This window comes from Marinobacter sp. DUT-3 (assembly GCF_050379435.1).
GTDB lineage: Bacteria > Pseudomonadota > Gammaproteobacteria > Pseudomonadales > Oleiphilaceae > Marinobacter.
The window spans coordinates 1,131,969-1,138,878 of sequence record NZ_JBNRMG010000001.1; the positions used below are offsets into that span (position 1 = coordinate 1,131,969).

Genomic DNA, 6,910 nt, shown 5'->3' on the forward strand with positions numbered 1-6,910 from the left:
ACGCATGTGTAATAAATGGCAAACGAATGCCTGCCCGATGGAATTCGTAAGAGCACAGCGGGCAGACCGTCTACAATTGGAAGACACACACCACCAATGCAGTACCAACGCCGGACAAGGAGGGACACCATGGGCCAGCAACAGGTACTTGAAGACACCGTCGCTGAGTTGATTGAGGACGGCAAAGGCATTCTCGCAGCAGATGAAAGCGCCCCCACTATCGCCAAACGCTTCAGCGCCGTTGGTGTCGAGTCGACCGAGGAAAAGCGGCGGGAGTACCGCAGCCTGATCTTTTCCACCCCCGGCCTCGGGGATTACATCAGTGGGGTCATCCTGTATGAGGAAACCCTTCGCCAGAGCAGCCTGGACAATATCGCCATTCCCGAACTACTGCGGAATCAGGGGATAGTGCCCGGCATCAAGGTCGACAAGGGCAAGATACCTCTGGTGAATGCCCCCGGCGATGAGATCACCGTCGGCCTGGATGGCCTTGAAGAACGCCTGCAGGGATACCGCGATCAGGGTGCCCGCTTTGCCAAATGGCGGGATGTCTATCACATTACCGACACCAATCCGGGCCGTCTCGCCATCGAAGCCAATGCGGAAGTGCTTGCCCGCTACGCAGCGATTTGCCAGTCACTGGGCGTGGTGCCGATTGTGGAACCGGAAGTGCTGATGGACGGCCATCACACCATTGAGCGGTGCGCCCAGGTCAACGAGGCGGTGCTGAGGGAGGTGTTCCATGCCCTGGACCGCCATGGCGTATTGCTGGAGGGTATGCTGCTGAAACCCAGCATGGTCACCGCCGGTAAATCCCACACCAGCAAAGCCAGTCCGGAACAGGTCGCGGAAGCGACCCTGAAGGTATTCCGCCGGGTGGTGCCCGCTGCGGTTCCCGGAGTTGTGTTCCTGTCAGGCGGGCAGACACCGGAAGAAGCCACCAGCAACCTGAATGCCCTGAACCAGCACGGCCCTCACCCATGGGCGCTGAGTTTTTCCTACGGTCGGGCCCTGCAGGAACCGGCACAAAAGGCATGGGCGGGAAGCCTCGAAAACGGGCCGGCGGCCCAGGAAGCAATGCACAAACGGGCAAAACTCAACGGCGTGGCACGCAACGGGAGCTACACGCCGGACATGGAGCGCTGAATCAGGCCGCGCGGGAAACCGGTACCGGTTGCCGAAGGCAGGCCAGCATGGGTTCAACCTGGCGGATCTTGCGGGCCTCGGGCCAGAGGACTTCAGCCTCACGGAAGCCCTGGCGGAGGTAGTTGAGCCATTGCTTGATGCGACCGGTGACGAATCTGTCTTCCAGGCGCTCCTGCAAGGCAATGGCGTATTCCTGCACCAGAGCTACGGCTTCAGGCCAGGTCATGTCGGGTACGGATTCACCCAGCTGGCTGGCGCGGATTTTTCGGGCGAGGTCAGGCCGGGCGATCAGACCGCGGCCGATCATCACATCCTCACAGCCCGACACGTCACGGCAGCGCCAGTAGTCGTCAACAGTCCAGATCTCGCCGTTGGCAATCACATGGGTGTTGACCGCTTCCCGGGCTTTGGCGATCTCCTCCCAGTACGCGGGTGGCTTGTAGCCGTCCACCTTGCTGCGGGCATGAATCACGATTTCTGACGCACCGGCAGCTTCCAGTGCCTGCGCACAGGCGACGCCCATGGAGCGGTCGTCATAGCCCAGGCGCATCTTGGCGGTCACCGGAATTCCGGCTGGCACCGCGTTGCGAACGGCGGCGGTGATCTCGTGCATCAGCTCCGGTTCCCGCATCAACACGCAACCGCCTTTGTGTTTGTTGACGGTTTTGGCTGGGCAACCAAAGTTTATATCCACCTGCCCGGCACCCAGCTCCACTGCCTTCGCACCGTGACGCCCCATCATCTCGGGGTTCGACCCCAATAGCTGGACGGCTACCGGTGTCCCGGCTTCGGTGAGCGCCCGGTTATGGAGCTCCGGAGCAAACTTGTAGAAAATTCTGGGCGGCAGCATTCCGTGGGTCACGCGAATAAATTCGGTCACGCACCGGTCAATACCGCCGACTTTCGTCAGGGTTTCGCGGATAGGCGCGTCGACCAGCCCTTCCATCGGGGCAAGGATGATTCGCATGAAGGCTCCAGGGGCTGAAAGAAAAAAATCAGAGTGCGGCTGATCAAAAATCAGGCGGAGCGGATTGTAAGGAATTTGACGGCAAGTTGGTAGCCGGGCATCCCGCAATCAGGATGCCCGGTTTGGGGTCAGACGTTATTTAACGTCGAAACGGTCGGCGTTCATCACCTTGGCCCAGGCGGCAACGAAGTCCTTCACGAACTTCTCCTGGTTGTCGTCCTGGGCATACAGCTCAGAGTAGGCACGCAGGATGGAGTTGGAACCGAACACGAGGTCAACGCGGGTCGCTGTGAACCTGGTGTTACCGCTCTTGCGATCCACAATGTCGTACGAGTTCTTACCCTTGGGCTCCCAACGGTTTGCCATGTCGGTCAGGTTCACGAAGAAGTCGTTGGTCAACTGGCCAACGCGATCTGTGAACACACCGTGGGCAGTGCCACCGTGATTGGTGCCCAGCACCCGCATGCCACCCAGCAATACGGTCATCTCCGGTGCGGTCAGTCCCAGCAGCTGGGCGCGATCCAGAAGCATCTCCTCCGGCTTGACCACATAGTCCTTCTTCTGCCAGTTACGGAAACCATCTGCCAGGGGTTCCAGCGGCTCGAAGGATTCTGCGTCGGTCTGCTCGTCCGAGGCATCACCACGGCCCTTGAGGAAAGGCACATGAACATCATGGCCAGCCGCGCTGGCCGCCTTCTCGATGCCCAGGTTGCCACCCAGAACGATCACGTCAGCGATACTGGCGCCGGTTTCGGCAGAGATCTTCTCATAGACTCCCAGTACCTTGGCCAGACGCTCCGGCTCGTTACCCTCCCAGTTCTTCTGCGGAGCCAGGCGGATACGGGCGCCGTTGGCGCCGCCGCGCATATCGGAGCCACGGAAGGTGCGGGCGCTGTCCCAGGCGGTGCAGACAAGCTCGTTGATGCTCAGGCCGGCTTCAGCGATTTTCTCCTTGACCACTTCTTCGATGTAGTTGGTCTCGCCTTGCGGAACCGGATCCTGCCAGATCAGGTCTTCGGCCGGCACTTCCGGGCCGATGTAACGGGACTTCGGCCCCATATCCCGGTGGGTCAGCTTGAACCACGCCCGGGCAAAGCAGTCCCTGAAGTACTCGGGGTCCGCCATGAACCTCTCGCAGATCGCCCGGTACTTGGGATCCATTTTCATGGCCATGTCCGCGTCGGTCATCATCGGGTTGTGGCGAATGGATGGGTCGGTGGCGTCGACCGGCTTGTGCTCTTCCTTGATATCAACGGGCTCCCACTGGTTGGCGCCGGCCGGGCTCTTCTTGAGCTCCCATTCATAGCCGAACAGCATGTCGAAATAGCCCATATCGAATTTGGTCGGGTTGGCTGTCCAGGCGCCCTCGAGCCCTGAGGAAATGGCATTGGCGGCCTTTCCTTTCAGGTTGGGATTGGACCAGCCCAGCCCCTGTTCATGAACGTCCGCACCTTCCGGCTCGGGGCCAAGGGTTTCGGCATCGCCATTACCGTGGGTTTTACCAACTGTGTGACCACCGGCAGTCAGCGCTGCGGTTTCCTCATCATCCATCGCCATGCGGGCGAAGGTTTCACGCACCTGCTCGGCTGTCTTGAGCGGGTCAGGCTTACCGTTGACGCCCTCCGGGTTTACATAGATCAGGCCCATCTGCACGGCGGCCAGGGGATTTTCCATGGTTTCCGGCTTTTCCACATCTTCGTAACGGGTGTCGGATGGAGCCAGCCATTCTTTTTCCGCGCCCCAGTAGATGTCTTTTTCCGGGTGCCAGATATCTTCACGACCGAAGGAGAAACCGAAGGTTTTCAGGCCCATCGATTCATAGGCCGCGTTGCCGGCCAGAATCATCAGATCCGCCCAGCTCAGTTTGTTGCCATACTTCTTCTTGATCGGCCACAGAAGACGGCGGGCCTTGTCGAGACTCACGTTATCCGGCCAGGAACCCAGGGGCGCAAAACGCTGGTTACCGGTACCGCCGCCGCCACGACCATCGGCGAGACGATAAGTACCTGCAGCGTGCCAGGCCATACGAATCATCAAGCCACCATAATGTCCCCAGTCTGCCGGCCACCATTCCTGGCTGTCTGTCATCAACGCATTCAGGTCTTTCTTCAGCGCGTCGTAGTCCAGCTTTTTGACTTCCTCGCGGTAGTCAAAGTCTTCTCCCATCGGGTTGGCTTTGCGGTCATGCTGGTGAAGGATGTCCAGATTCAAGGCTTCCGGCCACCAACTGGTGTTATTCTGGCTGGCCGAAGTGCTGCTACCGTGCATAACCGGGCACTTACCACCAGTACCATTATTCTGACTCATAGTTCTCTCCTGTTTCTGCTTCTTTGGCAAAAAACGTATTTGTCTCAAGGGCACCATTCAATATAGATCAACCACAGTTGGCTGCTTGAATGTTTCCTACTGTCTGAATAGTGAATACCTATAAAAATTCCCTACGCTAACGAGGACACCTTCAGATTAACTCTGGGCACCACCAAAGAAACAATTAATTAAAAACAATCGAGTGAAAGGTTTTGTTTATCGAAAAAGAGGGAGGAAGGCGGAGATCAAAACCTGATCAGCTCAGAGTCTTTCAATAGAGGAGAACTTTCCGGCGTCGTCGAACAGAATCCGGAAACTGCCGCGAACGCCATCGCGAAGATAGAAACGGGAGAGGATACGGGCCGGGAACCGGACAGAGCGTCCGTCCCGGGCCGTGGTGTGAACATCGGTGGCTACGCCCTGATAGAGCTTGATCCACTCCTCAGGGCTGATGCTGACGTCCACAATGATCTGCTGCATGGACTCTTAGTTCGCCAGTTCCAGCAACAGACGGTTCAGACGGGTCACATAAGCACCGGGATCCGCCAGCTGCTCGCCGCTGGCCAGGGTGGCCTGATCCAGCAGTACGGCGGACAGTTCGCCGAAGCGCTCTTCGCCCTTCTCGTTTTCCAGGCGCTGCACCAGCGGGTGATCCACGTTGATCTCGAAGATCGGCTTGCTGTCCGGCACTTTCTGGCCGGCGGCTTCCATGATCTTCTTCATCTGGGCGCCCATGTCGAAATCACCCACCACCAGACAGGCTGGGGAATCGGTCAGGCGGTTGGTCACCCGCACGTCCTGAACCCGGTCGTCCAGAGCCGTCTTGATGCGCTCAACCAGAGCTTTATGTTCCTCGGCGGCCTCTTCCTTGTGCTTCTTGTCTTCCTCGGTTTCCACTTCGCCAAGGTCCAGATCACCCCGGGCGACATCCTGGAACTGCTTGCCGTCGTACTCGTTGAGATACCCCATCATCCACTCGTCGATGCGGTCGGACAGGATCAGTACCTCAACGCCCTTCTTGCGGAACACTTCCAGGTGCGGGCTGCTCTTGGCGGCCATGAAGTTGTCCGCGGTGATGTAGTAGATCTTATTCTGGCCTTCTTTCATGCGGCCGATGTAGTCATCCAGGGACACGTTCTGGGTCTGCTCACCGGTGTGGGTGGTGGCAAAACGCAGCAGGCCGGCAATCTTTTCGCGGTTGCTGAAGTCTTCCGCCGGGCCTTCCTTGATGACGGTGCCGAACTCACCCCAGAACTTCTGGTACTGCTCGGGATCTTTCTTGGCCAGCTTGGACAGCATATCCAGCACACGCTTGGTCAGCGCGGTGCGGATGCTTTCCACGGTGCTGTCGTTCTGTAGAATTTCCCGGGAGACGTTCAGTGACAGATCGTTGGAATCGATCACGCCCTTGGCGAAGCGCAGGTACAGCGGCAGGAACTGCTCGGCGTCGTCCATAATGAACACGCGCTGCACGTACAGTTTCAGGCCACGGGGCGCTTCCCGGTTGTACAGGTCAAACGGCGCACGGGCCGGGATGTACAGCAGGCTGGTGTAGTCCAGCTTGCCTTCCACCTTGTTGTGGGACCAGGTCAGCGGGTCTTCAAAATCGTGGGCGATGTGCTTGTAGAATTCCTTGTATTCCTCATCCTTGATTTCGGTACGCGGCAGGGTCCACAGCGCGGTGGCATCGTTGACGGTTTCGTCCTTGCCCTTTTCTTCCTCGTCCTCGGACTCGGATTTCATCACTACCGGGAAGGAAATGTGATCAGAGTACTTCTTCACCAGGCCACGCAGGCGGAAGCCGTCGGCAAATTCCTTCGCGTCGGACTTCAGGTGCAGGACAATCTCGGTACCACGGTTTTCGCGGTTCACCTGCTCGATGGTGAACTCGCCATCGCCGTTGGATTCCCAATGCACACCTTCTTCAGCTGCTGCGCCGGCGCGACGGGTAAATACTTCCACCTTGTCGGACACGATAAACGCGGAGTAGAAACCCACACCGAACTGGCCGATCAGCTTGCTGTCTTTTTTCTCGTCACCCGACAGCTGCTGCAGGAATTCGGCGGTGCCGGAACGGGCGATGGTACCCAGGTTCTGAACCACGTCATCACGGGTCATGCCGATGCCGTTGTCGGTCAGGGTGATGGTGTTCTTTTCCTGGTCGTAGTCCAGGCGGATTTTCAGTTCGGGATCGCCTTCGTACAGGCCGTCATCCTTCAATGCCGCGAAACGCAGTTTGTCTTCGGCGTCCGAGGCGTTCGAGATCAGCTCACGAAGGAAGATTTCCTTGTTGGAATACAGGGAATGGATCATCAGGTGAAGCAGTTGCTTCACTTCGGTCTGAAAACCCAGGGTCTCTTTTTGCGCTTCTACCGTCATGGCTTTTTTGTCTCCTGCTGTTTACGTTCGGAGGAGCGGTGGGGGGGGGGGGGGGGGGGGGGTGTGGGGGGGGGGGCCACACACACCCCCCAAAACACAACAGGGATGTTG

The 6,910-nt window shown here is 58.4% G+C and carries 5 protein-coding genes; 1 reads left to right on the plus strand and 4 read right to left on the minus strand.

Features of this window, described 5'->3' with window-relative positions:
- Positions 1-129 precede the first annotated feature (129 nt).
- Positions 130-1,146 carry a class I fructose-bisphosphate aldolase gene (locus ACQUWM_RS05165; protein WP_428921405.1) on the plus strand — a complete coding sequence of 339 codons (1,017 nt, stop codon included), beginning with the start codon at positions 130-132 and terminating at the stop codon, positions 1,144-1,146.
- Position 1,147: 1 nt separating this feature from the next.
- On the opposite strand, the gene ACQUWM_RS05170 is transcribed toward ACQUWM_RS05165, so the two are convergent.
- From ACQUWM_RS05170 to htpG, 4 genes are all read right to left on the minus strand, one after another.
- A complete protein-coding gene (locus ACQUWM_RS05170) occupies positions 1,148-2,113 on the minus strand; it encodes a tRNA dihydrouridine synthase (protein ID WP_428921406.1) in 966 nt (321 codons plus the stop codon).
- 135 nt (positions 2,114-2,248) lie between these two features.
- A complete protein-coding gene (gene katG, locus ACQUWM_RS05175) occupies positions 2,249-4,420 on the minus strand; it encodes a catalase/peroxidase HPI (RefSeq protein ID WP_407000851.1) in 2,172 nt (723 codons plus the stop codon).
- A gap of 261 nt (positions 4,421-4,681) precedes the next feature.
- Complete coding sequence (locus tag ACQUWM_RS05180) at positions 4,682-4,900, minus strand: DUF2835 domain-containing protein (RefSeq protein ID WP_407000852.1); 219 nt, start codon at positions 4,898-4,900, stop codon at positions 4,682-4,684.
- Between the two features lie 6 nt (positions 4,901-4,906).
- Positions 4,907-6,799 carry a molecular chaperone HtpG gene (gene htpG / locus ACQUWM_RS05185; RefSeq protein ID WP_407000854.1) on the minus strand — a complete coding sequence of 631 codons (1,893 nt, stop codon included), beginning with the start codon at positions 6,797-6,799 and terminating at the stop codon, positions 4,907-4,909.
- Positions 6,800-6,910 lie beyond the last annotated feature (111 nt).

Coding starts and splice junctions, on each gene's coding strand:
- ACQUWM_RS05180 (WP_407000852.1), bottom strand. CDS start 4,900: ATGCAGCAGATCATTGTGGACGTCAGCATCAGCCCTGAGGAGTGGATC.
- ACQUWM_RS05165 (WP_428921405.1), top strand. CDS start 130: ATGGGCCAGCAACAGGTACTTGAAGACACCGTCGCTGAGTTGATTGAG.
- katG (WP_407000851.1), bottom strand. CDS start 4,420: ATGAGTCAGAATAATGGTACTGGTGGTAAGTGCCCGGTTATGCACGGT.
- htpG (WP_407000854.1), bottom strand. CDS start 6,799: ATGACGGTAGAAGCGCAAAAAGAGACCCTGGGTTTTCAGACCGAAGTG.
- ACQUWM_RS05170 (WP_428921406.1), bottom strand. CDS start 2,113: ATGCGAATCATCCTTGCCCCGATGGAAGGGCTGGTCGACGCGCCTATC.